Genomic DNA, 26,944 nt, shown 5'->3' on the forward strand with positions numbered 1-26,944 from the left:
CCGTATAATTCGCGCTTCGCGTAGTGGCTGAATCAGAGATTGGCGCTACAACTTTTAAACTTACTCTTATCAGGAGAGAATTATGTCTCTGAATGCAGAAACTAAAGCAGCAATCGTTGCAGAATACGCACAAGGTGAAGGCGATACAGGTTCACCAGAAGTTCAAGTAGCTCTACTTACAGCTTCTATCAACCACCTTCAAGGTCACTTTGCTAACCATAAGCACGATCACCACAGCCGTCGTGGTCTGCTACGTATGGTTTCTAGCCGTCGTAAGCTTCTAGATTACCTTAAAGGTAAAAACCTAGCTCGCTACCAAGACCTAATCAAACGTCTAGGCCTACGTCGCTAATTAAGCGACTGCGTCAAGCAGTTTGAAGAAAAAGGAGCCTATGGCTCCTTTTTTTGTATCTGTTGCCCCATCCTAAATAAGGTTGAACAATACTCTGACGAGAATGTTTTCAGGTATAATTCAGCTTTTTCCGCTCTAGATTACAAAATCTAACGCAAGTAGTTTATACTACGCCTCGTTATTTGTATTTTCACGAATAGCTACCGACCCAACACATTACAGTCACAGATTGTCGGCCAATAGGTCGCGACTATTACAAGTAGATTCAAGATCCCGTCTTTAGTCTGTTTTTACTAGTCGCGATTAGTAATGGTTTGGGTTTTCACTAAATTTTTCTATGGCTCAAAGGCTATGGAACAAGGAAACAAGAATGTTCGAAAAACCAGTTGTTAAGACTTTCCAGTACGGTAACCACACGGTTACTCTAGAGACTGGCGTAATTGCACGTCAAGCTACCGCTGCTGTTATGGCGACAATGGACGATACTTCAGTATTCGTATCTGTTGTTGCTAAAAAAGAAGCGGTAGAAGGCCAAGATTTCTTCCCTCTAACAGTAAACTACCAAGAGCGTACTTACGCTGCAGGTAAAATCCCTGGTGGTTTCTTCAAGCGTGAAGGCCGTCCTTCTGAAGGCGAAACACTAACGGCTCGTCTTATCGACCGTCCAATTCGTCCTCTATTCCCAGAAGGCTTCAAGAATGAAGTTCAGGTTATCGCGACAGTAATGTCTGTTAACCCTGACGTTCAACCAGACATGATCACTATGCTTGCAACATCTGCAGCATTGTCTATCTCTGGTGTTCCATTTAACGGTCCTATCGGTGCAGCACGTGTTGCTCACATCGATGGCGAGCTAGTGCTTAACCCGTCAATGACTGAACTAGAAAGCTCTAAGCTTGACCTAGTGGTTTCTGGTACTGAAGGCGCTGTTCTTATGGTTGAGTCTCAAGCAGACAACCTAACAGAAGAAGAGATGCTAGCGGCTGTTGTTTACGGTCACGACCAACAACAAGTTGCTATCCAAGCGATTAACGAATTTGCTGCAGAAGTAGCAACTCCTTCTTGGAACTGGGAAGCTCCAGCTGAAAACACTGAGCTTGTAAACAAGATTGCTGCACTAGCAGAAGCTCAAGTTGTTGAAGCTTACCAAATCACTGAAAAGATGGCGCGTTATGACCGTATCCATCAGATCGGCGACGAAGTAAAAGCAACGCTACTTGCTGAAAACGCTGAGCTTAACCCGAAAGAAATCCACACTATCTTCCATGATCTTGAGAAGACAGTAGTTCGTCGTGGCATCATCGCGGGTAACCCACGTATCGATGGTCGTGAAAAAGACATGGTTCGTGCTCTAGACGTACGTACTGGCGTTCTTCCACGTACTCACGGTTCTGCACTATTCACTCGTGGTGAAACTCAGGCGATCGTTACTGCAACTCTTGGTACTCAACGTGATGCACAAATCATCGATGAGCTAACAGGCGAGCGTAAAGATAACTTCCTACTGCACTACAACTTCCCTCCATACTGTGTAGGTGAAACTGGTTTTGTTGGTTCTCCTAAGCGTCGTGAAATCGGCCACGGTAAACTGGCTAAGCGTGGTATTGCAGCGGTAATGCCTTCTGTTGAAGAATTCCCATACACAGTTCGTGTTGTATCGGAAATCACAGAATCTAACGGTTCTTCTTCAATGGCTTCTGTATGTGGTACTTCTCTTGCTCTTATGGATGCAGGTGTGCCAATTAAAGCCTCTGTTGCGGGTATCGCAATGGGTCTAGTTAAAGAAGGCGACGACTTCGTTGTTCTTTCTGACATCCTAGGCGACGAAGATCACCTTGGTGACATGGACTTTAAAGTAGCCGGTACTAACGATGGTATCACTGCACTGCAGATGGATATCAAGATCGAAGGCATCACTAAAGAGATCATGCAAATTGCTCTTAACCAAGCGCAAGGTGCACGTAAGCACATCCTATCTGTAATGGATGACGCTATCTCAGGTGCTCGTGAAGAGATTTCTCAATTCGCTCCACGTATCCACCAAATGAAGATCAACCCTGAGAAGATCCGTGACGTTATCGGTAAAGGCGGCGCAGTTATTCGTTCACTTTGTGAAGAAACTGGCACTACTATCGAAATTGAAGACGACGGTACAGTGAAGATCGCTGCAACTTCTGGCGAACAAGCACAAGATGCAATCGACCGCATCAAGGCGCTAACGGCTGAAGTTGAAGTAGGTACTATCTACACAGGTAAAGTAGCTCGTCTAGCTGACTTCGGTGCGTTCGTAACTATCCTTCCTGGTAAAGATGGTCTAGTACACATCTCTCAAATCGCTGACAAGCGCGTAGAGAAAGTATCTGACTACCTAACTGAAGGCCAAGAAGTAAAAGTTAAGGTTCTAGAGATCGACCGTCAAGGTCGTGTACGTCTGAGCATGAAGGAAGCTGTTGAAGCTCCTGCAGCAGACGACGCAGCACCAGCCGCTGAATAATATTGATTTTTAAGAAAAAATTGATGTATGTGTAAATAAAGAGGAGCTTTTTAGCTCCTCTTTTTCTATGCTAAAGGAATATGATTCGAATTCGATGATCCACATGGAGGTAGTATTTCGTGAAATGGTTTAGTGTGCTGATAGCGGGTGTAGTACTGATGATGTCCGGCTGTTCAAGCATTGGCGGTCAAAGTCAACAATGGGCGCCGCCACCAATGGCCGTTCCTCTACAGCCTTCAATCCAACAAGAAGTACAGATTGCGCGAACAACGCAACTGCTACTGCGCAGTGATATTAATGATCAAGAAAGGGCTGAGCTGCATTTTCAGCGTGGTGTTTACTACGATAGCCTAGGGCTACGAGAGTTGGCTCGTTACGACTTCAATCAAAGCTTATCGATTAATCCGGCTCAACCGGATATCTTCAACTTGCTTGGCGTTTATTTTACCCAGGTAGGGCAGTATGACGCAGCCTATGAGGCGTTTGATTCCACGTTGGAGTTAGACCCTAATAATCAGTATGCAGAGCGTAACAGGGCGATAGCGCTCTATTACGGTGAAAGAGTAGATTTAGCTCTAGAGGAAATGACTCGTCACTACAATGATGACCCAAGTGACCCGTTTCGCGCATTATGGTTGTATATCGTTGAGCATGAAACCAATCAGCAGCAAGCGCTCGAGAAACTGAGTACCAGCTACGCGAATCGAGACCAACAGTGGGGCTGGGTCCTGGTGGGTTTGATGCTGGATGAAGTACCGGAAGATGATGCCTTCATGGAAATCGCGGCAGGCGCGAAAGACAACCTAACCTTAGCTCAGCGATTAACTGAGGCCTATTTCTATCTCGCGAAGAGGCACCAACTGGCTGGTGAGTATGCTGAAGCAGTTAGCTTGTACAAGCTCTCTTTGAGCTTGAATGTCTATGAGTATGTGGAACATAGATACGCATTCCTCGAGCTAGGCAATATTTTCTCTGATATTCGCGCCGAGCGAAAACAGCAACTAGAGGAAGCTTCGCAGGAAAGTGAATAATTAATGTCATTTTATTGAACTTACCTTAGTCTCTAGACTCTTATAAATACCGTTCTCATTGAGACGGTATTTTTTGTTTTTACTCCCATCACCCTAGTTATTGTTCAATTCATCAGCGTTATAGCTTTCATTTCTTTCATAAATTTCAAAAACGTGAAAGTTATGAAAGAAATCCATCAAAAACTCATTTCCTTCCCTGATATTTTTGTGACCATTTTCCGCTATTCCATGAAATGAAACCGCTTTCTCAAAGATTGGCTAATGTTTCTTTTACTGTTAACTCATTGTATTTATTGATGCTGTGCGTTTCATATAAGCTGTGAATATTTCATGGGATTCTTATCCATCATTCATTGTGAGGCATCGCTGAACTTTCATCTCTTTCATTAGATAACATTTGTTTCGTGGACATAAAACCTATAACAAAACTAGGAAATAACATGAAACTTTTTAAACTCTTACCTCTATCCCTAGCCGTGGCTGGTACGCTAGCTTCTGCTGGTGCATTCGCTGACAACCACGACATCGATGCGATGGAAGCGCGCCTTGCTGAGCTTGAAGCTCGTGTTGGTGGTGAATTCGCTGATGTACAAGGTACTGCTGTAGACAACGCCCAAACCGAACTTCCTCTTGGTATCGTATTCTCTGGTTACGCTCGCTACGGTGCTGGTTACCAAAGCGGTGATTCACTTTACGTAGGTACTGCTGGTGGTATCGGTGGTGGTAACAAAACCGGTCGTCTAGGTAACGAACAAAACGGCGGTGAGTTCCAGTTCTCTCGTTCTTTTGAAAGTGACGCAGGTGCAGTTTGGGACCTAGTATTCATGATCGACCATTGGGCTGATGCTTCTTGGGCTGACGATGGCGGTGTAAACGTTAAGAAAATGTACGCTGGTGCGTCTAACGTATTCGAATCACAGCCAGAGCTATACATCTGGGCAGGTCGTGACTTCCACCAACGTCCACAAACAGATATCGATGATTACTTCTGGATGACGCACGATTCACAAGGTGCTGGTTTCTACAACCTGAACCTTGGCGGCATCAAGCTAGACTTGGCTGCAGTTGGCCAAGTAGAAGGCGACATGGTAGGTGATAATGGTCGCTACGCTGTGACTTCTAAGATCCACGGTATGAACTTCGGTGGTTTAGACCTAGCATTCTACGCAAACTACGGTTTCAAGTCTGAGAAACTTGATAGCGATCCTAAAGATACTACTGCAGACAACGCATACCAAGTAGCTGCTGAAGCGAATTTCTCTGGTCAAAAGTTCGTTGTTCGCTACGCAGACAATGCTGTAGACAGCGTATTTGACCTAGCTGAAGACCAATCTGCATTGCTATTTAGCTTTAGTGGTGGCGTAGGTCTAACAGACAATGCTGGCATTCAATACTTAACGTCTTACCAATCTATAGAGGGTGATGCAGTAGAAGATCGTGCTCAATACAACATCATCGTTCGTCCAACATACCAATGGAACGACGTTCATTCTACATGGTTGGAAGGTGGCTATAACGTAGTTGACTACGATGATATCGATGCGACTAACTCTTCTTGGAAAGTAACGCTATCTCAAAACATCGCAATCGGCGGAATGACTTGGTCTCGCCCAATGCTTCGCTTCTACGCAACAGTGGGTGAAGCTGACAATGAGTACATTGGTCAAAACACAGACGGTTCGTACCAAACTAGCAACCCAGACACTCTAACTGTTGGTGCTATGTTCGAAGCATGGTGGTAAGCACTAGCTAACTGTTAATTTGATGTAAGTTCTTCAATTGGCCCCTTTTCCCTTGAAGGGGCCATTTTTCGACAAAATAACTCCCGTCGGTTGGGGCACGTAAGTGCCCACTTTTCGTTATTTGAACTCCCTCTACCTTTAGCCTGATCACTATTTTTGTTCCAGAAAGCGTTATGCGGGTCAAACTTCTAGAGATCGTTTTAGTCTAGATCTTAAGCCTGTGATCCTCTTCCTTAATTTTATGTCACTTCATTGATATTGTCCCAATCCAAGAAAGCGCTTTCTTTTTAGTTGGGGGTAAAAGTGGCAACAATTAAGGATGTATCAGAGCTGGCCGGAGTGTCTCAAGCAACAGTATCTCGTGTCGTCAACGGCACAACACGGGTTAGTCACACTAAAAAATTGAAGGTCGAAAAGGCGATCCGAGAACTTGGATACAAACTGAGTGCCTTTGGCCGCACCCCAAGCAACACGCGTACAGGCAGCATTGGGATCATTGTTCCTGAATTGGGTGGCCCTTTCTATTCCGAGATCCTTAACAACATTGAAAGCACTCTTAGTCGCTATGGTTATCACACCGTGGTCACGTCAGGCCAATCCTCAGAGCACTACCAAAAAGAATCCATTGAGTTCCTGCTGGGAAGAAGAGTCGACGGGATCATTCTACTCACACCGAACCTTACCGATGACTATTTGATCAATCTAGAAGATCAAGGTGTCCCTTTAGTGGTTCTCAATCGTACAATCCCTGAAATGCCTCGCAGTTGCATCAACATTGACAATGAACTGGGGGGACGTATCGCCACGCAGCACCTCATCAAGCAAGGGCATACATCCATTGCCTGTATCTCCGGCCCTTTATCAGAGGCGGATGCTAGAGCTCGTTTATTGGGTTATCGCAGAGCACTTGAAGAAGCGGATATTCCGTATGACGAAATGTTGGTGTGTGAAGGGGGATATACCGAGACTTCAGGTAATACGGTCATGGCAAAGCTGCTACGTCGAGAGCGTGAGTTCACGGCTGTGTTTGCATGTAATGACCACATGGCGTTTGGCGCGTATGAAACCCTGCGAGAACAAGGCTTTTCTGTACCCGACGATATTTCATTGATTGGCTTTGATAACGTCAATTTTGCACGCTACCTTACGCCAGCACTGACTACCGTCAGCTTTCCTATTAAGGAAATGTGTATGGAAGCGGTGGAGCTGATGTTCCAAAAACTGAATAAGAGCAAAACACAGGTGAGGTTTCGCTTGCTTCCTGCGTTGGTGATACGTGAATCCGTCACTGATATGCAGCTCGTGACTTCTTAATAAGGATTTGCGGAGAGTCATGGATATGTCTAAAGCAAATAAGAAGGTTACTGTTCAGCAAGTTGCTGAAGTTGCGGGTGTTTCCGCAAGCACAGTATCTCGGTTTTTAAACCAAACCACCTATATTGCGGATAACAAAAAGAGAGATATTCTTGAGGCCATTCGTCAGACAGGCTATCGCGCTCGCGTAGCAAAATGTAATGAGAGATTAAATAAGAGCAGAACCATAGGCGTTCTGGTTCAAAACCCCGAAAGCCCGCACACGACCCGCATCATTGAAGATATGGAAAAAGTGCTCATTGCCTGTGGCTATTCAATCTTAATTGCAGCAGGTCATTGGCAACCTAAAAGCCAATTGCATGCCTTAGAGTATCTTAAGAAGAGTGATGTTGATGGTGTTGTTATCGTGACCGGTAACCTTAAACCGCAACAAATCATGGATTATGCCAAATCACTGCCTGTTATTGCCGTTGGATACCAACTCTCCGGCGAAAATGTGCATTCATTGAGTATCGATAACTCTATTGGTGGCTACATGGCAACCCTGCATTTATTGCAAAAGGGCCACACCCAAATTGCTCATATCAAAGGAATACAGGAGCAGCCTGATGGGGCTGCACGCTTTGAAGGGTACAAGCATGCGCTTAGGGAAGCGGGACTGGACATCAAACCCCAGTTAATTAAACAAGGCGACTTCAACAGTGAGTCAGGGTATCAAAACACCATTGAATTGCTTGATTCTAAAGTGCCGTTTACAGCTATTTTTGCTGGCAATGATCAAACTGCGTATGGCGCAATTAAAGCGCTGCATGATAGAGGGTTAAGAGTACCAGAAGATGTAGCGGTAATCGGTTTTGATGATCTCGCCACTTCGCGATATTTCACGCCGTCGTTGACAACGATGAGGCAACCCATAGAAGAGATCGGGGCAGTATGCGCCGAGTCTATGATCCGCATCTTAGAGATAGGGAAGCCGCTGACACCGCGACTTCCCCCTATAGAACTGCTAGTTCGCCAATCGACTTAACGTAGTTCAAGTCCTGCAATTTGATGCCAGTAACCATTACACTGGCGATCTTCAATGATAATCGGGCTTTCACCCGCTTCATTCGCCTTGAAGGCATCAAGATGCGTAAAGGTATCTACCCCAAGCGGACTCAAACGAACCACATCAACCAATCCTTGCATTGATGGAATGTCGTTCCCTAGGTTGTAGCAATAGCCTGACTGAGTTTGGATTCCGTTTAAATTAAAAACAGTCTGGCCTTCTTGGCTGTCCACTTTAAGACCAGTAGGGTACTTAATGCAGCAGGTCTCACAGTCATCTTTTGCCTTGTTTTCTGCGCGAGCGGTAAAGCAGCGTGCGGAGTAGGCCAGAGGTAAATAGCCGTGACTAAATACTTCAACCTCGAACTTATTGCGAATACCAATCTCATCACACTGGTTCAAGGTATTGGATAGCCAATCACGAGACAACTCTACCGGCATACACCAACGAATCATTCCCTGTTTAAGGAATAAATTGAGCGTATGCGCGTTGTAGGTATTAACCGCAGGCCCTACAACAAAGGGCACGCCTTTTTCGTTGGCCAGTTGAATAGCAGAGACGTCATTGGCTTCAATGGCGAAGTCACCGTTATCGATGTACTTCTTCATGATGTTCACCTCACTCGGTGCTTCAAGTAACGCCATGGTGGAGAGCACCACTTGCTTACCTGAATCAGCAAGATCTTTGGCGATATCAAACCAATGCTTTGGTTTCACTTCTCTGCGTTTCGAGCACACTGACTCACCCAGGTAAATGACATCAGCATTAGATTGTTTTGCTTGCTGATAAAAGCTTTCTACATCTTGTTTTGGCCAAAAGTAGAGTAGAGGCCCTAATGAATACTTCATATTAATATCTCCTACTATTGCCATTTGCGATGATATGCGCCGAGGGTGGTTTGGGTTCCCTCTGATACGTTGGCCAGTGCTTTGTCCCATTCAGGCTGTACCTGATAGTTTTCTGGATCTCGCTGATAGGCATCAATCGCTGCGCGCCAGGTACGAGTCACCTGCTCAACGTAAGCGGGGCTGCGTTGGCGACCTTCAATTTTCACGGATGCCACATTGGCGGCAAATAGCTCAGGCAATAGGGACAAGGTGTTTAAACTAGTGGGCTCTTCTAGAGCATGGTAGAGCTTGTTTTCACCCTCAACAGTGGCATTGAAGCGTCCCTTACATAGGGTTGGGTAGCCCGCATTTTCACCTTGAGCATAGCGATCAATTAGGATCTCGTTCAGTCTAGATTCAAGGCCAGAATCGGTTTCTTGCCAGCGAACATATTTAGCTGGAGAGCATGCGCCAACGGTGTTTGGGGATTCCCCTGTCAGGTAAGAAGACAGGTAACAGCGACCTTCAGACATGATACATAGGCTGCCAAAGGCAAAGACTTCCAGTTCCACATCAGAGGTAAGATTTCTAGAAAGCTGTTTAACCTGGTGAATGGATAGCACTCGTGGCAGAACTACACGCTTAATGTTGAAGTTACTGTGGTAATAATCAACCGCGGCGACGTTGGTCGCGGATGCTTGAACTGACAGATGAAGCTCAAGCTCTGGGTAGCGTCTTGCGGCGTATTCTAATACGGCAATATCGGCCACAATGAGGGCATCAATGCCATTTTGCGCTGCCATATCCACAGCATTGGTCCATCGCTCAAACCCTGATGGCTGAGCAAAGGTATTTAATGCCACATGAATTTTCTTGTTGGCGTTGTGCACATACTGCACCGCTTTCTCGAATTTTTTACCGTTGAAGTTTAAACCAGCGAAGTGACGGGCATTAGTATCGTCTTTAAAGCCGACATAAACCGCATCCGCGCCACAATCAATGGCTGTTTTCAGTGCAGGTAGATTACCCGCGGGGCAGAGTAGTTCCATAATTCTGATAATTTACTGAGCAAATAGTGAAGCAGTTTATCTACAGGTGATGAGTCGGTAATTGATATGGGGCAGTTTTGTTATTCGCCTGTATGATTTTTAATCGCGCTATGTAGTAGTTTGACCAAACTCAGTTCATTTATTTGCGCAATTCAGTATGATGAGCACCAAACTATGGATGAGAGTAGTAATCGTGCTTGAGAAAGTTAGACAACAATTAGTCGCAAATGCCGCGACCATTTTTCGTGTTCCTGCCAAATTAATGCCAGCAAAGATTCAAAGTATGACCCTATTAGAAGGCCTCAAACTTGCTTTTAAAGAAGCATTGGAAGATGGCGATTTTGAATTTCTCGAGGGCAAGTGGCTGAAGGTTTCTGTTAGCGATATGGATCTTAGCTGGTTCATCAGTTGTGATGACGGACAGCTATTGGTCAATACTGAACAAACGGAACATCATGTTAGCTTTAGTGGCTCATTGAATGATCTGGTTCTCATCGCAGGAAGAAAAGAAGACCCTGATACCTTGTTTTTCCAACGTCGCTTAAGCATTGAAGGTGATACTGAACTAGGGTTAGAAGTTAAGAACCTAATGGACAGTGTTGACCTAGATGCACTACCAAAAACAGTGAGAGTTGGCTTGGAGCAATTAGCAACATTCGTTTCTAAAGGCGTTCAGACCTCAACTGAATTATCATCAAACTCGATGAGAGAGACTGAAAATGCTTATTAGAACGGAAGCGCCTGCGGACAATCTTGGAATTCTCGCTCTTTTAGAGCACGCTTTCCCAACAGATGCTGAATCAAAGTTGGTTAACAGCCTTAGAGAGAATGGCAAAATCACCCTAAGTATTGTGGCAAGCGATGACGAAGGGAAAGTGATCGGTTGTGCTCAGTTCTCACCGGTAACCCTTTCTGGTAATGATTATGGTTGGCAGGGATTAGCGCCTGTAGCCGTGCACGAAGATTACCGTAATCAGGGCATTGCTGAGAAGATGATCAAAGAAGGTCTGGATTCATTGTTGGAGTTTGGCTACTCTGCCTGTGTTGTATTAGGTGAACCTGAATACTACTCTCGCTTCGGTTTCTCGTGTGCTGAAAAGAACCGCTTTCGTTGTCAATGGGATCTACCTGTCGGTGTTTTTCAGGTATTAGATCTGACCGGCGAAAGCTTCGATGGCCTTTCTGGTCTTATTGAATACTGTGAAGAATTTGATCAATTCTGAGGCTCCATTGAAATCAAACAACTCCTCTGCATTTTTAGCTGAAATGGACATTCAGGAGTGGCATCTTGCCCACCCTGAGAAACTTCAAGGCTATCAACAACCTGAGATCTCACTTGAGGACTCGGTGAAGCTATTGTTTGTGTCACCTCAAGTGCCTTCTGGGCACTACGCTGAATTTCTACAAAAAGTATTGAAGGCGATGAAGTTAGATCTTAGCAATTGCCGACATCTTTATCCTAATCAACTTCAGCAGTTGGGTGCGCATTCCCTGCAATGGCTTTGGTTCAGTGATTGTGCATCGCAGCCACTCGACGGCGTTAAAGTTATCGCATCTCCAGCACTCTCTGAGATAGATGGTCACAACCAAAACCGTCGTCAACTATGGAATCAAATACAAGCCAATGCCTGATCTTGTCCCGTTAGCGCCATCGCACCTAGAGAAGGTGTGGCAGATAGAATCTAAAGCACACTCTCATCCCTGGAAACGCTCTATGATTGACGATCTTGCCAGTCGCGGGGCTATGCACTTTGCTTTTGTCCAAGATGATCAAGTTGTCGGTTATTTTTATGCGCAGAATATTGTCGGTGAAGTGACTTTACTTAATGTCGCGATAGACCCGCAGTGCCAAGGTCAAGGGCTGGGTAGCAAGCTGGTTGAGGGCTTTATTGAAATGTGTGAGCAAAAGGGGATTGATAGTATTTGGCTTGAGGTACGTGAATCAAACCAAATAGCTCAATCGCTATACCTTAGCGCTGGCTTTAATGAAGTCGATAGACGCAACAACTATTACCCAGCAGCTGGTGGTCGTGAAGATGCGATCATTATGAGTTATCTCTGCCTCTAATCTTCCTAAGAATCGCTACGGCTTAAGTCAGTAGCGATTTTTTTTATCCTTTATTCATCGTTACTTTGCGTGGACCTAGGATAGTTCTGCCTGATTTTTGCCCGCCACGCCTAACAAATGCAACTGCTTCTCATTCACCACTGGTTTTTATTGATCTAGATCAGCTAGGCATTAAGTTGCAATTAAAATGCTTCTTTAAAGGATGATGAAATACTAATATTTGCCACTCATAACATATATTTTAAATATCATTTAAGGGAAGGCGAAATGTTCTGTATTCAATGTGAGCAAACAATGCAAACTCCAGTTGCCAATGGCTGCCAATACGCCATGGGTATGTGTGGTAAAACAGCAGAGATTTCTGATCTACAAGACGTATTGATTTACATCCTTCAAGGTGTGAGCGCGTACGCCAACGCAGCGCGCGATCTAGGTGTTGTAGACTCAGAAGCAGATGCGTACGTGCCACAAGCATTCTTTGCAACCTTGACCAACGTGAACTTCGATGATGCACGTTTGATTGAATACACAGAACAAGCGCTTTCTTACAAAGCTAAGCTAAAAGCGGCTTACGAGGCGGCATGTGTGCTGCAAAACGTTGAGCCTAAAGTGCTTGAAGGTGCTGCGCAATTCACCATTGAAGCCGAAAAAGTCACCTTACTAAGCAAAGCAACGGATACTGCGCTGAACCACGATGTGAGTGAAGTGGGTGAAGATATCTTAGGTCTGCGTCTACTTGCCCTATATGGCCTAAAGGGTGTTGCCGCTTATATGGAGCACGCACGTATCCTTGGTCAGCAAAATGACGAAGTGTACGCTGAGTTCCACCGCATTATGGCTCGCCTTGGTGAGAACCCAAGTGAAATGAATGAGCTTCTTGAGCTTGCTATGGCATGTGGTCATTTGAACTACAGCGTAATGAAAATGCTAGATACCGGCGAAACTGAGGCCTTTGGACACCCTGTTCCTACTAAAGTGAACATGAAGCCCATCGCAGGTAAGGCGATCTTGGTATCAGGTCACGACCTTATTGACCTGAAATACATCCTTGAGCAAACCAAAGACAAGGGCATCAACGTGTATACCCACGGTGAGATGCTGCCTGCGCACGCATATCCTGAACTGGGTGGCAAACACCCGCATCTAGTCGGTAACTACGGCAGTGCTTGGCAAAACCAGCAAAAAGAATTTGCGAACTTCCCTGGCGCAATCGTGATGACATCTAACTGTCTGATCAACCCAGAAACCAATGGTTATGCGGATCGTATGTTCACTCGTAATATCGTAGGCTGGCCTGGTGTTGAGCATCACACAGGGCATGATTTCTCTGCTGTGATTGAGAAAGCGCTGGAGTGTGAAGGCTTCAAGTTTGACGAGATCCCGCTGTACACGACCACAGGTTTTGCTCATAACGCATTAATGGAAGCAGCACCTGCCGTCATCGAGCAAGTGAAAGCGGGCAATATCCGTCACTTCTTCCTAGTTGGCGGGTGTGATGGTGATAAAAAAGAGCGTAACTACTTTACAGAGTTCACCAAAGCAGCGCCTCAAGATACGCTGATCCTGACTCTTGCATGCGGTAAGTTTAAGTTTAACGACCTAGAGTTTGGCGACGTGAATGGTATTCCGCGTCTATTGGATGTGGGCCAATGTAACGACGCTTACTCTGCAATTCAGTTAGCACTGGCTTTGGCTGATACGTTTGAGTGTGGTGTAAACGAATTGCCTCTGTCGTTGATTCTGTCTTGGTTTGAGCAAAAGGCGATTGCCATATTGCTGACTCTATTAGCTCTGGGTATTAAAGATATCCGCGTAGGTCCTACCGCGCCAGCATTCTTAACTGAGAACCTACTTAATCATCTTAATGAGCAAACGGGCCTTCGCTTGATCACTACGGTTGAGCAAGATCTTGCTGATATCCTAGGTTAATCCAAGCTTGAACCCCATAGAGGAGCTTGGCTCCTCTTTTTTTGACTGCTAACTATGAGTTTTAAAGATGCAACTGACCTGTACAGACATTCGCCAAGACACCTCCGATGTAACGACTTATTGGTTTGAAACCAGTGGTGATATTGATTTTATTCCAGGGCAATTCTTGCCTCTTGAAGTGGATATTGAGGGAGAGACCCATCAGCGCTGTTATTCACTGGCCTCCATGCCGGGTGAGAAACACTGCAGTCTAACGATCAAGCGCGTAGAGGGTGGGCTAGTATCGAACTATCTTGCGGACAGTTTTTCTGTTGGCCACAGCTTACGTAGCGGCAGTGCAGCCGGTGACTTTACTATTCAGTTAGTGGATGAACAGTCATTATTGATGCTAAGTGCGGGCTGCGGGATCACGCCGCTTTATTCAATGTTGCAGGCTCGATTAGCGCAAAATCCAGATGCGGATATTGTGTTTGTTCACAGTGCTAGTACCCCAAGTGATCGCATCTATGTGCAAGAGCTAGAAGCGCTTGCAAAGCAGTATACAAATTTAAAATTGATTTGGGCGGTAAGCCGTGATGATGAACTAGGTCAGTACCATGGGCGCTTATCGCAAGAGCTTCTGCAATTACAAGTCAGTGATATTTCCTCTCGCACTGTATTAATGTGCGGGCCTGAGGCTTACATGCAATCGGCGAAAACATGGTTTGATGCATTAGGGGTGAATGCTGACCAAGTGCATCACGAGCAGTTTCACGGAGCCATCGAAAAAGTGGCTACAGGTTCGGGTGAACAGTCTCACACGTTAAGTGTCAATGGCACAGAAGTGGCCATCTCTGATGATGAAACTGTGCTTGAGGCGCTAGAGAAAGAGGGCTTACCTATCTTTGCCGCTTGTCGTGCCGGTGTATGTGGAAGCTGTCGTTGTAAGGGTGATAAAGACAAAGTAGTGAGCTCTACCACTGGGCCTCTTAGTGAGGAAGACGTAGAGCAAGGTTATTTTCTTGCCTGTACGAGCCAAGTTAACGACGATATGTTTGTTGAAATTGGCTGATTAACTTGCTGTTATTACTAAGGCTCAACCTAAGGTTGGGCCTTTATTCCATAGATAGATTGTGAAATGGCGCAGAATCAGCGAAAATAGCGCCAATTTTCGCCAGTGCACCAACTAAAGAATTCGAACATGACAAATAGTCCATTTCAGCAAGAAGTGAGCAAGCGCCGTACGTTTGCGATTATCTCTCACCCGGATGCGGGTAAGACAACCATTACCGAAAAAGTTCTATTATTCGGAAACGCGATCCAAAAAGCAGGTACGGTAAAAGGTCGTGGCTCGAACCAACACGCAAAATCTGACTGGATGGAGATGGAGAAGGAGCGTGGCATCTCGGTAACCACCTCTGTAATGCAGTTTCCATACAACGACTGTCTAGTGAACCTTCTAGATACTCCAGGACACGAAGACTTCTCGGAAGATACCTACCGTACTCTAACCGCAGTAGACTCCTGTTTGATGGTTATCGATGCAGCGAAAGGTGTCGAGGATCGTACTCGTAAACTAATGGAAGTGACGCGCCTGCGTGATACGCCAATCGTTACCTTCATGAACAAATTGGACCGTGATGTTCGTGACCCAATGGAAGTTCTGGATGAAGTGGAAAGCGAACTGAAAATGGCGTGTGCGCCTATCTCTTGGCCAATCGGTTGTGGTAAAGAGTTTAAGGGTGTTTACCATATTCACCGTGATGAAACCATCTTGTATGAATCTGGCCACGGTCATGAAATCCAAGAAGTTCGCATCATTAAAGGGCTTGATAACCCTGAGCTAGATGTAGCGGTAGGCGAAGACCTAGCGGAAAGTGTGCGTGAAGAAATAGAGCTTGTGATTGGCGCATGCCCTGAGTTTGATCTTGAGCTGTTCCTTGCGGGCGAACTGACACCTGTTTACTTCGGTACTGCATTGGGCAACTTCGGTGTTGACCACATGCTTGACGGACTAACTAAGTGGGCTCCAGGCCCGCAAGCGCGCGAAGCAAACGAGCGTAAAGTGGTTGCTGATGAAGAGAAATTCTCAGGCTTCGTATTTAAGATTCAGGCAAACATGGATCCTAAACACCGCGACCGCATCGCATTCATGCGTATTGTATCGGGTACTTACTCGCAAGGCATGAAAATGAATCACGTGCGCACAGGCAAAACGGTCAGTATCTCAGATGCTGTGACCTTTATGGCTGGTGATCGTGCACGTGCAGAGAAAGCCTACGCCGGTGATATCATTGGTTTACACAACCACGGCACCATTCAAATTGGCGATACCTTCACTCAAGGTGAAGCGCTTAAATTTGCCGGTATCCCGAACTTCGCTCCAGAGCTATTCCGCCGTATTCGCCTAAAAGATCCATTGAAGCAAAAGCAGCTTCTAAAAGGTCTGGTTCAGCTTTCTGAAGAGGGTGCGGTACAGGTATTCCGCCCGCTACAAAACAATGACCTTATTGTTGGTGCGGTAGGTGTGCTTCAGTTTGATGTGGTTGTAGCTCGCCTAAAAGCAGAATACAACGTAGAAGCGATTTACGAAGGTGTAAACGTCGCAACAGCTCGCTGGGTTGAGTGTGATGATGCTAAGAAGCTAGAAGAGTTTAAGCGTAAGAACCAAACTAACCTTTCACTAGACGGTGGTGACAATCTGTCATACGTAGCACCGACTATGGTTAACTTAAACCTAGCCCAAGAGCGATTCCCTGACATTCAGTTCCGCGCCACACGCGAACACTAATCTTTTGAAAGCCAGTTGCATGCAACTGGCTTTTTTTTGCTTCAAGATCTTCAGTTTTGACATAGGATTAGAAGAACAATGATTGAAGGTTACTTATGTGGTTCGACACGCACTGCCATTTAGACTTCCCCGAATTTACTTCACAGCAAGATAAATACTGCGATTTATTCAACCAGAATAAAATCGTTCGCTTCTTTGTTCCCAGTGTGGGGCCAAGTAATTGGCAAGATGTGCTTGGTCTGGCAAGCGATACGCACAGTATCGGTCTTGGCATCCATCCGTGTTTTCTGCAGCCTCTGATAGACAACCACACTTTAGATAATGACCTTGAGCGTCTTGGTGCTTTAGCTCTTGAAAATCGAGATCATATATCAGCCATCGGAGAGTGCGGTTTAGATAAGCGTATAGATACTCCTATTTCAACTCAGTTGTCTGCGTTCAATGTTCAGATTGATCTGGCAGAGCAGCTAAAACTTCCCTTAGTTATACATTCGGTTCAGCAACATCATAATATTCGAGAGTCTTTAAAAGGCAGGCAGAGAGATAATCTTGGTGTTGTTCATGGGTTTAGCGGTAACTATCAACAAGCAAAGATGTTGGTGGATCTAGGCTTAAAAATCGGGGTTGGGGGTGTGATTACTTGGCCAACTGCACAAAAAACACGCGAAGCAATAGCAAAGCTGCCTCTAGGTAGTATTGTATTAGAGACGGACGCACCTGATATGAGGATTTCGGGACAGCAGCATCATCCTAACTCGCCTCATTTTATTCCCTTAATATTTAATCACTTAGTTGAACTTCGGCCAGAAAGCTCTTCTATAATATCTGAGAAAATATGGGAAAATAGTATTTATCTTTTTTCACGTTAGTTTCATTCAGATACAACAAATGTCATTTTTGATTTTCGTTTTGTGATCGCGATCAATATTAAGGTAAACGTTTGCGTATAGAATCTCGCGCAAATGTGACCGGTGACCAGTTTTACTATTTTTTGAACTGTATAATCGCCGACGTTTTAGACACTTTTACACTCTTTTTTTTGAACATTTTAGAATAAGGAAGCCATAAACTATGAGCCTGTTTATGAGCATAGTAGGTATGCTGGTACTGATTTTAATCGCAGTACTACTATCAGATAACCGTAAAGCAATTAACGTTCGTACCGTAGCTGGTGCATTTGCAATCCAATTCGCATTGGGTGCATTCGTACTTTACGTACCTTGGGGTAAAGACCTTCTGAAAAGCGTTTCAGATGGTGTTTCAAGTGTAATTAACTATGGTGCTGACGGTACTGGTTTCCTTTTCGGAAACTTAGTTAACTTCTCAGTAGACGGCATTGGCTTCATCTTTGCTTTCCAAGTTCTACCAACACTAATCTTCTTCTCTGCACTAATCTCAGTACTTTACTACTTGGGTGTTATGCAGTGGGTTATCCGCATTCTTGGTGGTGGCCTTCAGAAAGCTCTAGGTACTTCTCGCGCGGAATCAATGTCTGCAGCGGCTAACATCTTTGTTGGTCAAACAGAAGCACCTCTAGTAGTACGTCCATTCGTTCCTCGTATGACTCAGTCTGAGCTATTCGCTGTAATGTGTGGTGGTCTAGCTTCTATCGCTGGTGGTGTACTAGCGGGTTACGCTTCAATGGGCGTGCCAATTGAATACCTAGTAGCGGCATCATTCATGGCTGCACCGGGTGGTCTACTATTCGCTAAAATCATCAAGCCTGAAACTGATGAGCCTATCGACCAACTTGCAGACATGAACGCTGAAGGCGAAGACAAGCCTGCAAACGTTATCGATGCGGCAGCTGGCGGTGCATCTGCTGGTCTAAGCCTTGCGCTTAACGTTGGTGCAATGCTTATCGCATTCATCGGTCTTATCGCGCTAATCAACGGCCTACTAGGCGGCGTTGGCGGCTGGTTTGGTTTCGAAAACCTTACTCTAGAAATGCTTCTAGGCTGGGTATTTGCTCCTCTTGCATTCCTAATCGGTGTTCCTTGGAGTGAAGCAGTTGTTGCAGGTGAGTTCATCGGTCTTAAGACTGTAGCTAACGAATTCGTAGCATACGCAAACTTTGCACCATACCTTGGTGAAGCAGCTCCGGTAGTACTGAGCGAGAAGACGAAAGCAATCATCTCTTTTGCATTGTGTGGTTTTGCTAACCTTTCTTCTATCGCTATCCTATTGGGTGGTCTAGGTAGTATTGCTCCTAAGCGTCGCGGTGATATCGCACGTATGGGTATCAAAGCGGTTGTCGCTGGTACTCTATCGAACCTAATGGCAGCAACTATCGCTGGTTTCTTCTTGTCTTTCTAAGGCTCTAGAAACAAACCTTTTAAAACGCCCTAGTGAGAGTTTCACTAGGGCGTTTTTGTTTTCATACGACTGGCTAGAACTTCATCACTTTTTTTTGAGATGCAAACCGTTTGCTTTCATCATAAATGCAACAATGATCATACTTCGCACTATAATAAGCATCGAAGTTAACAAGATGGATGATCATTATGAATGAAGTTTTGCTAGCCGTATTTGCAGGCTTTGCGGTGGGGATATTGTTCTCTGCTTTGAAGCTGCCAATCCCAGCGCCACCAGTATTGTCTGGTGTTATGGGAATCGTAGGTGTATACCTTGGTGGACACTTCTATCAATGGTTGATAGAAAGGTTTTTTCAATAATACCAATCACACTAAGTAAGTGATCAGAAATAGCGCAGGAAAAATGCTCGAGAACAAGACAGAATTTTTCGATAAGTAGTTATTCTACAATCAAAAACTCTAACTCAGTTATCGTGTATTTTAACCCGCTAGAATGACCAGTTATTTAGTACGGTTAGTATAAATACCTACATCCGTTGTAGAATGCAACGGTCAGCGGTTTAGGATTAAAAACCGTGCGGTGACAAGGAAAGCAATTGGTCAATTCACCAAGTCTTCATGGAACCAAGTCCGTTCATTGAGTCTGGATGCGCAATTGTTGGAACCCTATCTATACTGGAAGTGTTCCAATTAATGCCACCAAAACTATTCAAACTTTTCGGAGAAAAAAATGAGCGATTTGAAAGCTGCAGCTTTGCGTGCACTTAAATTAATGGATCTTACTACTCTTAACGACGATGACACCGATCAGAAGGTGATCGATCTTTGTCACGCAGCTAAATCAGCTGTGGGTAATACCGCTGCTGTGTGTATCTACCCTCGTTTCGTCCCTATTGCGAAGAAGACATTGCGTGAGCAAGGCTCACCTGATGTTAAGATTGCGACAGTAACTAACTTCCCTCATGGTAACGACGATATCGATATCGCTGTTGCTGAAACTAAAGCGGCTGTTGCTTACGGCGCTGATGAAGTTGATGTGGTATTCCCATACCGCGCGCTGATGGCGGGTAACGCTGAAGTGGGCTTTGAGTTGGTAAAACAATGTAAGGCTGCATGTGGCGATATTCTTTTAAAAGTGATTATCGAAACCGGTGAGCTAAAAGAAGAAGCACTGATCAAGCAAGCCTCTGAGATCTGCATTAAAGCAGGTGCTGACTTTATTAAAACCTCAACAGGTAAAGTGCCTGTGAACGCAACACCAGAATACGCTCGCATGATGCTAGAAGTAATTCGTGATATGGGCGTTGCAGAAACCGTAGGCTTTAAGCCTGCTGGTGGCGTGCGTACTGCTGAAGACGCAGCGCAATACCTTGCGATGGCAGACGATATCCTTGGCGGTTCTTGGGTTGATAGTCGTCACTACCGCTTTGGTGCTTCAAGCCTGCTTACGAACCTACTGAATACCTTAGAAGTGACAGACGAGAAAGCAGATCCAGCTGCATACTAACTGTCTGAGAAGGCTCGTGCTTTCATAGAGTAACGAGCCTTTGTTTTTCATAATAATAATCTAAGGTAGGGCTTTATGTATTTACCTCAAGAAATCATTCGCAAAAAGCGTGATGGCGAAATCCTTACAGCGGATGAAATCAACTTCTTTATTCAAGGTGTCGCTAAAAATACTGTCTCTGAAGGACAAATAGCGGCATTTGCAATGACCATCTTTTTCAACGAAATGACGATGCCTGAGCGAATTGCACTCACCTGTGCAATGCGTGATTCTGGCATGGTGATTGATTGGAGCCATATGAACTTTGATGGTCCTATCGTTGATAAGCATTCTACGGGTGGCGTGGGTGATGTGACCTCTTTAATGCTCGGCCCTATGGTTGCGGCATGTGGTGGTTTTGTGCCCATGATCTCAGGCCGTGGCTTAGGCCATACCGGCGGCACGTTGGATAAACTTGAGTCTATTCCGGGTTACAACATTACTCCAAACAACGATGTCTTTGGCAAGGTAACCAAAGAAGCTGGCGTGGCCATTATAGGGCAAACCGGCGACTTAGCTCCTGCTGATAAGCGTGTTTATGCCACCCGCGATATCACAGCAACTGTAGATAACATCTCACTGATCACGGCCTCTATTCTGTCTAAGAAATTGGCCGCAGGGCTTGATTCATTAGTGATGGATGTGAAAGTGGGTTCTGGCGCTTTCATGCCAACCTATGAAGCCTCTGAAGAACTCGCACGTTCTATAGTGGCTGTTGCTAACGGCGCTGGCACAAAGACGACTGCTATTCTTACCGATATGAACCAAGTGTTGGCATCTTCTGCAGGTAACGCAGTAGAAGTGCGAGAAGCCGTTCGCTTCTTGACGGGCGAATATCGTAATCCTCGTCTTCTTGAAGTCACTATGGCGTCATGCTGCGAAATGCTGGTACTTGGCAAGTTAGCTGAGTCCACAGAGCAAGCCGAAGAGATGCTAATGACGGTGTTGGATAATGGCAAAGCGGCAGAGTGTTTTAACAAGATGGTCGCAGGCCTTGGTGGCCCGTCCGATTTTGTGAACAACTATAATAAGTACTTACCACAAGCCGAGATCATCAAGCCAGTATTTGCCGATACAAGCGGTACGATCATCGGCATGGACACTCGCGCCATTGGTATGGCGGTGGTTGGCATGGGTGGTGGTCGCCGAGTTGCAACAGACAGTATTGATTACGCTGTGGGCTTTGACCAGTTTGCGCGCTTAGGTGATGCTGTTGATGCGAATCAGCCTCTTGCGGTGATTCATGCTCGCAACGAACAGCAATGGCAAGAAGCGGCTAATTCACTTAAAGCTGCGATTCAAATTGGTGAAAAATCTCAGTATCAAGCGACACCAAACGTGTACGCGAAGATACGAGCTGAAGACCTATAGGCCGAGGATACAGTAATGAAACGAGCCATAATTTTAGTATTAGATTCATTTGGTATTGGCGCTACAGAGGATGCTGATAAATTCGGCGATGTAGGGTCTGATACCTTGGGGCATATTGCTGAGCAATGTGCAAAGGGCCTGGCTGACAACGATACTCGTAGCGGTCCATTGACCCTGCCAAACCTATCGCGTCTGGGCTTGGGTTTAGCGGCTAAAGAGTCAACGGGAAGCTTCCCTATCGGTTTAGATGCCAATGCCGACATCATTGGCGCCTACGGTCATGCGGCAGAGCTTTCGTCAGGTAAAGATACTCCATCGGGTCACTGGGAAATGGCTGGCGTACCGGTGCTGTTTGATTGGGGTTACTTTACCGATAAACAGAATAGCTTCCCTCAAGAGTTGCTCGACAGAATCGTTGAGCGTGCAGGCCTTAAAGGTTACCTAGGCAACTGTCACGCTTCAGGTACTCAGGTATTAGACGACCTTGGCGAAGAGCATATGCAAACCGGTAAGCCAATCTTCTATACCTCCGCAGACTCTGTATTTCAGATTGCGTGTCATGAAGAAACCTACGGCTTAGACAACCTACTTGAGCTTTGTCATATCGTTCGTGAAGAGCTAGAAGACTACAACATTGGTCGTGTTATCGCGCGTCCATTTGTTGGCGATAAAGCGGGAGAGTTCAAGCGTACTGGTAACCGTCGCGATCTTTCAGTTGAGCCACCTGCAGCTACCGTGTTGCAAAAACTGGTTGATGAGAAGCAGGGTGAGGTGATCTCCATAGGTAAAATTGCCGATATCTACGCGAACTGCGGCATTACCAAGAAAGAAAAAGCGACGGGCCTAGAAGACCTATTTGATCTGACCCTTGAGCAGGTGAAAAAAGCCGAAGACAACAGCATCGTCTTTACCAACTTTGTTGATTTTGACTCGGCTTATGGCCACCGCCGCGACGTACCTGGATACGCCGCTGCTCTTGAGTATTTTGACAAGCGTTTGCCCGAAATTCTTGAGATTTTAGAGCCTAATGATGTGCTTATTCTTACTGCAGATCATGGCTGTGACCCAACATGGGAAGGTACCGATCATACTCGTGAACATATTCCAGTATTGGTTTACGGGCATAAGATTGAGGCTGGCTCATTAGGTCGCCGCTCTACCTTTGCTGACATCGGTCAGAGCTTGGCTCACTACTTCCAGACTTCAAAGATGGATTACGGAACTAACTTCCTTTAATCAAGGAAGTCAAAAATTGCGCTAATAGGGCCTGTTGACCCTAACTAAAAACAAATTAGAAAAGGAAAGATAAAATGGCTACTCCTCATATTAATGCAGAAATGGGTGATTTCTCTGACGTAGTATTGATGCCTGGTGACCCGCTACGCGCTAAATACATTGCTGAGACCTTCTTAGAAGACGTGGTTCAGGTGTGTGACGTGCGAAACATGTACGGCTTCACTGGTACTTACAAGGGTCGTAAGATTTCTGTAATGGGACACGGTATGGGTATCCCATCATGTTCTATCTATGCCACTGAGTTAATCAAAGATTACGGCGTTAAAAAGATCATTCGCGTTGGTAGCTGTGGCGCTGTGCGTGATGATGTGAATCTTCGCGATGTTGTAATTGGTATTGGTGCATGTACTGACTCAAAAGTGAACCGCATCCGCTTTAAAGACCATGACTTTGCAGCGATTGCTGACTACGGCATGGCCAGAAACGCAGAGCTTGCAGCGCAAAAACTGGGTATTAACGTAAAAGTAGGTAACCTATTCTCAGCTGAGCTGTTCTACACGCCAGATCCTGAAATGTTCGATGTTATGGACAAGTACGGCATTCTAGGTGTGGAAATGGAAGCCGCTGGTATGTACGGTCTTGCGGCTGAGTATGGCGCTAAGTGTCTGGCTATTTGTACTGTTTCTGACCACATCAAACGTGGTGAAGTGACAACTTCAGATGAGCGTGCAACTACGTTCAATGAAATGATGGTTGTGGCTCTAGAGTCTGTATTACTAGGCGACGCTGAATAATCTTCTCAGTTTAGAAAAGACAAAAGCTTGGTTCCTGAAAGAGGGCCAAGCTTTTTTTATGTGGTGATTTTCTTTGCAGGACTATTTTCTTCTTAGGACAAGCGTTAGCAGAACCCCAGACAAGAAGCTCATCATGATCATCAGGAACATCGCTCTATCACTGTTGCGATAGTGGTGATCGGAAAAGGCCGTAACGCGCCCTTTTTCAAAGGTAATACGCACATAGCCGATAATGGCATCTTGAGAAAAGATAGGCTCAACCAATTGCTGCTTGCCAATTCCTTCAGAACCCAAAGGTGTATCCATACCTAATGATTCACGCACCGTCTTCGCATTGGTACTAGAGGCGATTTTCACACCGCTATTGTCATACACAGTCGCATCCGACACTAAAGTATCGCGCGCCAGCTGATTCGCGAGATAGCGAAGCTTTTCTTGATCCTCGGTCACCAAAAAGTCACTAGCACTTAATGCTGCCTGAGAAATCAATAGCTTGGTCAGCGTTTGTAACTGCTTAGTTTGGATTTGCTGATTACCTTGGCTGATATAAACGCTATTACGCACAATTGCGACTAGCATCAAAACCAGTAAGCCAATAAATATCAGTTTTATAAATCGACGCAGTGAAAATAGAGATTCTTTCATTTTGCTAAACGTAATTAATGTATGCCATTGCATAGTGAGACTTGCGCAAACAAATTGCAATAGGGTAAGTTGAGGGTAATGTTATCCCCAAAACGGATTTGAATATTCATGGAAGTCAAAGAATTACAAACCCTTACCCCGTTGACAGATTTTAGCCGCAGCGAACTGGCTGTTGTCTTTGCTGACGGTAGCAATGACGTGCTAAGCCAGTTGTTTGCCATTGATGAGCAATTTGCAACTTGGAACGTCGGTCGCTATCAGGTGCTATTAACCAAAAGTACATTGGTAGAAAAAATGTCAGCCTTATTAGCAGCCAATAAGGCCGACTTTGCTCATCTTACTGATTTGCCCGATATGAGTGAACCAGGTCTTGCCCTGTTTGATATGGACTCAACCTTAATTGAAATAGAGTGCATCGATGAAATAGCAAAGCTTGCCGGTGTGGGAGAGGAAGTTTCCGAGGTCACAGAGCGTGCAATGCAAGGCGAGCTGGATTTTGAGCAGAGTTTGAGACAGCGCGTTGCTAAGCTTGTTGATGCAGATGAATCCATCCTTAAAGAGGTGCGCAGTGTATTACCATTGATGGCTGAAGCTAAATTGCTTATCGAAGGGCTTAAAGCGTGCGGCTGGAAGGTGGCTGTGGCATCTGGCGGTTTCACCTATTTCTCCAATCATCTTAAAGAGTTGCTCGAACTGGATTTTGCACAGTCTAATCAACTAGAAATCATCGAAGGCAAACTTACAGGAAGCGTTGTGGGCGATGTAGTGTCGGCGCAAACCAAGGCCGATATTCTAGAGCAGTTAAGAAATGATTATCAGTTTGAGAAAAGTAACTGCATCGCTGTGGGCGATGGCGCCAATGACTTGGTAATGATGGCTGCTGCGGGTTTAGGTATCGCTTATCATGCTAAGCCAAAGGTAGTCGAACAAGCTCAGACTGCGGTAAACTATGCCGACCTTGGTGGTGTGCTGTGTCTCCTTTCGGCAAGCCACGTCTTACAAACCCTACAAACAAAGAATCTTTAATGGCAAAAGTAAAAACGGCTTACGTCTGTAATGACTGCGGCGCAGACTTTCCGCGCTGGCAAGGTCAGTGCAGTGCATGTGGTGCTTGGAATACCGTCACAGAGGTGCGTTTAGCCGCATCTCCGCAAGTGGCACGCAACGAGCGATTAAGCGGTTATGCGGGAAGCGCTGAGCAATCTAAGGTGCAAATGCTCGCCGATATTGATCTGCAAGATGTGCCTAGGTTCACCAGTACCTTCAAAGAATTCGACCGAGTCATGGGTGGGGGTATTGTACCTGGAGCCGCCATCTTGATTGGTGGCAGCCCAGGTGCAGGTAAGTCAACCTTGCTATTGCAAACCATGTGTCGCTTAGCCGCGGATATGCCCACCTTGTATGTTACGGGAGAGGAGTCCTTGCAGCAGGTAGCCATGCGCGCCTCTCGCCTTGGCCTGCCGAAAGACAATCTTAAGATGCTCTCTGAAACCAACGTTGACAAGATTTGTCAGGTGGCAGAAAAAGAGCAGCCTAAGATCATGGTCATCGACTCCATTCAGGTAATGCATGTCTCTGATGTTCAATCGTCCCCGGGGACCGTAGCGCAAGTTCGCGAGTCGGCAACGACGCTAACGCGATTTGCTAAGCAAAATAATGTCGCGGTATTTTTGGTTGGCCACGTCACTAAAGATGGCTCTCTAGCCGGTCCAAAGGTGCTTGAGCATATTATTGACTGTTCTGTATTGCTTGATGGTGGCGCAGACAGCCGCTTTAGAACCTTGCGTAGCCATAAGAACCGTTTTGGCGCGGTGAATGAATTGGGTGTTTTCGCCATGACAGGGCAGGGACTTAAAGAGGTGTCTAATCCATCCGCTATCTTCTTGTCTCGCGGTGAAGAACAAACCTCTGGCAGTTCGGTTATGGTTATCTGGGAAGGTACTAGGCCACTGCTTGTAGAGATCCAAGCGCTGGTGGACTACTCGCAATTGGCCAACCCTAGACGAGTGGCTGTGGGTCTTGAACAAAACCGACTATCAATGCTTCTTGCAGTACTTCATAAACATGGCGGGCTGCAGATGGCAGACCAAGATGTGTTCGTCAATGTGGTGGGCGGGGTTAAGGTCACTGAAACCAGCGCCGATCTTGCCTTATTAATGGCTTTGCTCTCCAGCTTTAAAGATAGAGCGCTACCAAAAGATGTGGTGATCTTCGGTGAAGTGGGCCTTGCAGGAGAGATTCGCCCAGTGCCTAGCGGTCAAGAACGCCTAAATGAAGCCTTTAAACATGGCTTTACTAAAGCCATTGTTCCTGCGGCAAATATGCCTAAAGGTGGCATCGCGGGTATGCAAATCCACGCTGTAAAGAACCTTTCTGAAGCGATTCAAGCGTTTGATGAAATGTAATAACGGGT

General features: G+C 45.6%; 25 protein-coding genes. 22 read left to right on the forward strand and 3 right to left on the reverse strand.

The window, feature by feature from the left end; all coding sequences use genetic code 11:
• The first annotated feature begins 82 nt into the window (after positions 1 to 82).
• The 6 genes from rpsO (at position 83) to A6E01_RS02740 (ending at position 7,960) form a co-directional block, all read left to right on the forward strand.
• Positions 83 to 352, forward strand: a complete 270-nt coding sequence (gene rpsO / locus A6E01_RS02715) for a 30S ribosomal protein S15 (RefSeq protein WP_017028901.1) — start codon at positions 83 to 85, stop codon at positions 350 to 352.
• A gap of 370 nt (positions 353 to 722) precedes the next feature.
• A complete protein-coding gene (pnp, locus tag A6E01_RS02720; RefSeq protein ID WP_065209498.1) occupies positions 723 to 2,846 on the forward strand; it encodes a polyribonucleotide nucleotidyltransferase in 2,124 nt (707 codons plus the stop codon).
• Positions 2,847 to 2,965: 119 nt separating this feature from the next.
• Positions 2,966 to 3,877 carry a lipoprotein NlpI gene (nlpI, locus tag A6E01_RS02725; protein ID WP_017028899.1) on the forward strand — a complete coding sequence of 304 codons (912 nt, stop codon included), beginning with the start codon at positions 2,966 to 2,968 and terminating at the stop codon, positions 3,875 to 3,877.
• Positions 3,878 to 4,317: 440 nt separating this feature from the next.
• Positions 4,318 to 5,619: a carbohydrate porin gene (locus A6E01_RS02730; protein ID WP_065209499.1), complete on the forward strand. Its 1,302-nt coding sequence runs from the start codon at positions 4,318 to 4,320 to the stop codon at positions 5,617 to 5,619.
• Between the two features lie 303 nt (positions 5,620 to 5,922).
• Positions 5,923 to 6,933 carry a LacI family DNA-binding transcriptional regulator gene (locus tag A6E01_RS02735; RefSeq protein ID WP_017028897.1) on the forward strand — a complete coding sequence of 337 codons (1,011 nt, stop codon included), beginning with the start codon at positions 5,923 to 5,925 and terminating at the stop codon, positions 6,931 to 6,933.
• A 25-nt stretch (positions 6,934 to 6,958) separates the two neighbouring features.
• Positions 6,959 to 7,960: a LacI family DNA-binding transcriptional regulator gene (locus tag A6E01_RS02740; protein WP_371980452.1), complete on the forward strand. Its 1,002-nt coding sequence runs from the start codon at positions 6,959 to 6,961 to the stop codon at positions 7,958 to 7,960.
• On the opposite strand, the gene A6E01_RS02745 is transcribed toward A6E01_RS02740, so the two are convergent.
• On the reverse strand, positions 7,957 to 8,829 hold the full coding sequence (locus A6E01_RS02745) for a U32 family peptidase (RefSeq protein ID WP_017028895.1): 873 nt from the start codon (positions 8,827 to 8,829) through the stop codon (positions 7,957 to 7,959). The two genes, A6E01_RS02740 and A6E01_RS02745, sit on opposite strands and share 4 nt — an antisense overlap.
• Positions 8,830 to 8,843: 14 nt before the next feature.
• Positions 8,844 to 9,857 carry a ubiquinone anaerobic biosynthesis protein UbiU gene (gene ubiU, locus A6E01_RS02750; RefSeq protein ID WP_065209501.1) on the reverse strand — a complete coding sequence of 338 codons (1,014 nt, stop codon included), beginning with the start codon at positions 9,855 to 9,857 and terminating at the stop codon, positions 8,844 to 8,846.
• Between the two features lie 193 nt (positions 9,858 to 10,050).
• Here ubiU and ubiT point away from each other — a divergent pair, with 193 nt between their 5' ends.
• From ubiT to deoD, 14 genes are all read left to right on the forward strand, one after another.
• Positions 10,051 to 10,587 carry a ubiquinone anaerobic biosynthesis accessory factor UbiT gene (gene ubiT, locus A6E01_RS02755; RefSeq protein WP_017242906.1) on the forward strand — a complete coding sequence of 179 codons (537 nt, stop codon included), beginning with the start codon at positions 10,051 to 10,053 and terminating at the stop codon, positions 10,585 to 10,587.
• On the forward strand, positions 10,577 to 11,080 hold the full coding sequence (locus A6E01_RS02760; RefSeq protein ID WP_017028892.1) for a GNAT family N-acetyltransferase: 504 nt from the start codon (positions 10,577 to 10,579) through the stop codon (positions 11,078 to 11,080). Before ubiT ends, A6E01_RS02760 begins: the two co-directional genes overlap by 11 nt.
• Before the next feature lie 7 nt (positions 11,081 to 11,087).
• Positions 11,088 to 11,489 carry a DNA polymerase III subunit psi gene (locus A6E01_RS02765; protein WP_026026187.1) on the forward strand — a complete coding sequence of 134 codons (402 nt, stop codon included), beginning with the start codon at positions 11,088 to 11,090 and terminating at the stop codon, positions 11,487 to 11,489.
• Entirely contained in the window at positions 11,482 to 11,925 is a 444-nt protein-coding gene (gene rimI, locus A6E01_RS02770; RefSeq protein WP_065209502.1) for a ribosomal protein S18-alanine N-acetyltransferase, read from the forward strand. The genes A6E01_RS02765 and rimI overlap by 8 nt, the downstream gene beginning before the upstream one ends.
• Positions 11,926 to 12,192: 267 nt before the next feature.
• On the forward strand, positions 12,193 to 13,854 hold the full coding sequence (gene hcp, locus A6E01_RS02775; RefSeq protein WP_017242904.1) for a hydroxylamine reductase: 1,662 nt from the start codon (positions 12,193 to 12,195) through the stop codon (positions 13,852 to 13,854).
• Between the two features lie 67 nt (positions 13,855 to 13,921).
• Positions 13,922 to 14,905: an FAD-binding oxidoreductase gene (locus A6E01_RS02780; protein ID WP_065209503.1), complete on the forward strand. Its 984-nt coding sequence runs from the start codon at positions 13,922 to 13,924 to the stop codon at positions 14,903 to 14,905.
• Positions 14,906 to 15,034: 129 nt separating this feature from the next.
• Positions 15,035 to 16,624 (forward strand): peptide chain release factor 3, encoded by a 1,590-nt coding sequence (gene prfC, locus A6E01_RS02785; RefSeq protein WP_065209504.1) that lies wholly within the window; start codon positions 15,035 to 15,037, stop codon positions 16,622 to 16,624.
• A gap of 95 nt (positions 16,625 to 16,719) precedes the next feature.
• Positions 16,720 to 17,493, forward strand: a complete 774-nt coding sequence (locus tag A6E01_RS02790) for a TatD family hydrolase (RefSeq protein ID WP_065209505.1) — start codon at positions 16,720 to 16,722, stop codon at positions 17,491 to 17,493.
• 202 nt (positions 17,494 to 17,695) lie between these two features.
• Positions 17,696 to 18,940 carry a NupC/NupG family nucleoside CNT transporter gene (locus tag A6E01_RS02795; RefSeq protein ID WP_065209506.1) on the forward strand — a complete coding sequence of 415 codons (1,245 nt, stop codon included), beginning with the start codon at positions 17,696 to 17,698 and terminating at the stop codon, positions 18,938 to 18,940.
• A 188-nt stretch (positions 18,941 to 19,128) separates the two neighbouring features.
• Complete coding sequence (locus A6E01_RS02800; RefSeq protein WP_017028884.1) at positions 19,129 to 19,299, forward strand: XapX domain-containing protein; 171 nt, start codon at positions 19,129 to 19,131, stop codon at positions 19,297 to 19,299.
• 370 nt (positions 19,300 to 19,669) lie between these two features.
• Positions 19,670 to 20,446 carry a deoxyribose-phosphate aldolase gene (deoC, locus tag A6E01_RS02805; RefSeq protein ID WP_065209507.1) on the forward strand — a complete coding sequence of 259 codons (777 nt, stop codon included), beginning with the start codon at positions 19,670 to 19,672 and terminating at the stop codon, positions 20,444 to 20,446.
• Between the two features lie 75 nt (positions 20,447 to 20,521).
• Entirely contained in the window at positions 20,522 to 21,856 is a 1,335-nt protein-coding gene (gene deoA / locus A6E01_RS02810) for a thymidine phosphorylase (RefSeq protein ID WP_065209508.1), read from the forward strand.
• A 15-nt stretch (positions 21,857 to 21,871) separates the two neighbouring features.
• Positions 21,872 to 23,092, forward strand: a complete 1,221-nt coding sequence (gene deoB, locus A6E01_RS02815; protein ID WP_065209509.1) for a phosphopentomutase — start codon at positions 21,872 to 21,874, stop codon at positions 23,090 to 23,092.
• Positions 23,093 to 23,166: 74 nt separating this feature from the next.
• The gene (gene deoD / locus A6E01_RS02820) at positions 23,167 to 23,886 is read left to right on the forward strand and encodes a purine-nucleoside phosphorylase (RefSeq protein WP_017031223.1); all 720 of its coding nucleotides are present in this window, start codon (positions 23,167 to 23,169) and stop codon (positions 23,884 to 23,886) included.
• Positions 23,887 to 23,967: 81 nt separating this feature from the next.
• On the opposite strand, the gene A6E01_RS02825 is transcribed toward deoD, so the two are convergent.
• Positions 23,968 to 24,531 carry a YtjB family periplasmic protein gene (locus A6E01_RS02825; protein ID WP_017028879.1) on the reverse strand — a complete coding sequence of 188 codons (564 nt, stop codon included), beginning with the start codon at positions 24,529 to 24,531 and terminating at the stop codon, positions 23,968 to 23,970.
• 108 nt (positions 24,532 to 24,639) lie between these two features.
• On the opposite strand from A6E01_RS02825, the gene serB reads away from it, so the two are divergent.
• On the forward strand, positions 24,640 to 25,557 hold the full coding sequence (gene serB, locus A6E01_RS02830; protein WP_065209510.1) for a phosphoserine phosphatase SerB: 918 nt from the start codon (positions 24,640 to 24,642) through the stop codon (positions 25,555 to 25,557).
• Positions 25,557 to 26,936: a DNA repair protein RadA gene (gene radA, locus A6E01_RS02835; protein ID WP_017028877.1), complete on the forward strand. Its 1,380-nt coding sequence runs from the start codon at positions 25,557 to 25,559 to the stop codon at positions 26,934 to 26,936. Before serB ends, radA begins: the two co-directional genes overlap by 1 nt.
• Positions 26,937 to 26,944: the final 8 nt, after the last annotated feature.

This window comes from Vibrio breoganii, from assembly GCF_001677275.1.
GTDB classification, from domain to species: Bacteria; Pseudomonadota; Gammaproteobacteria; order Enterobacterales; family Vibrionaceae; genus Vibrio; species Vibrio breoganii.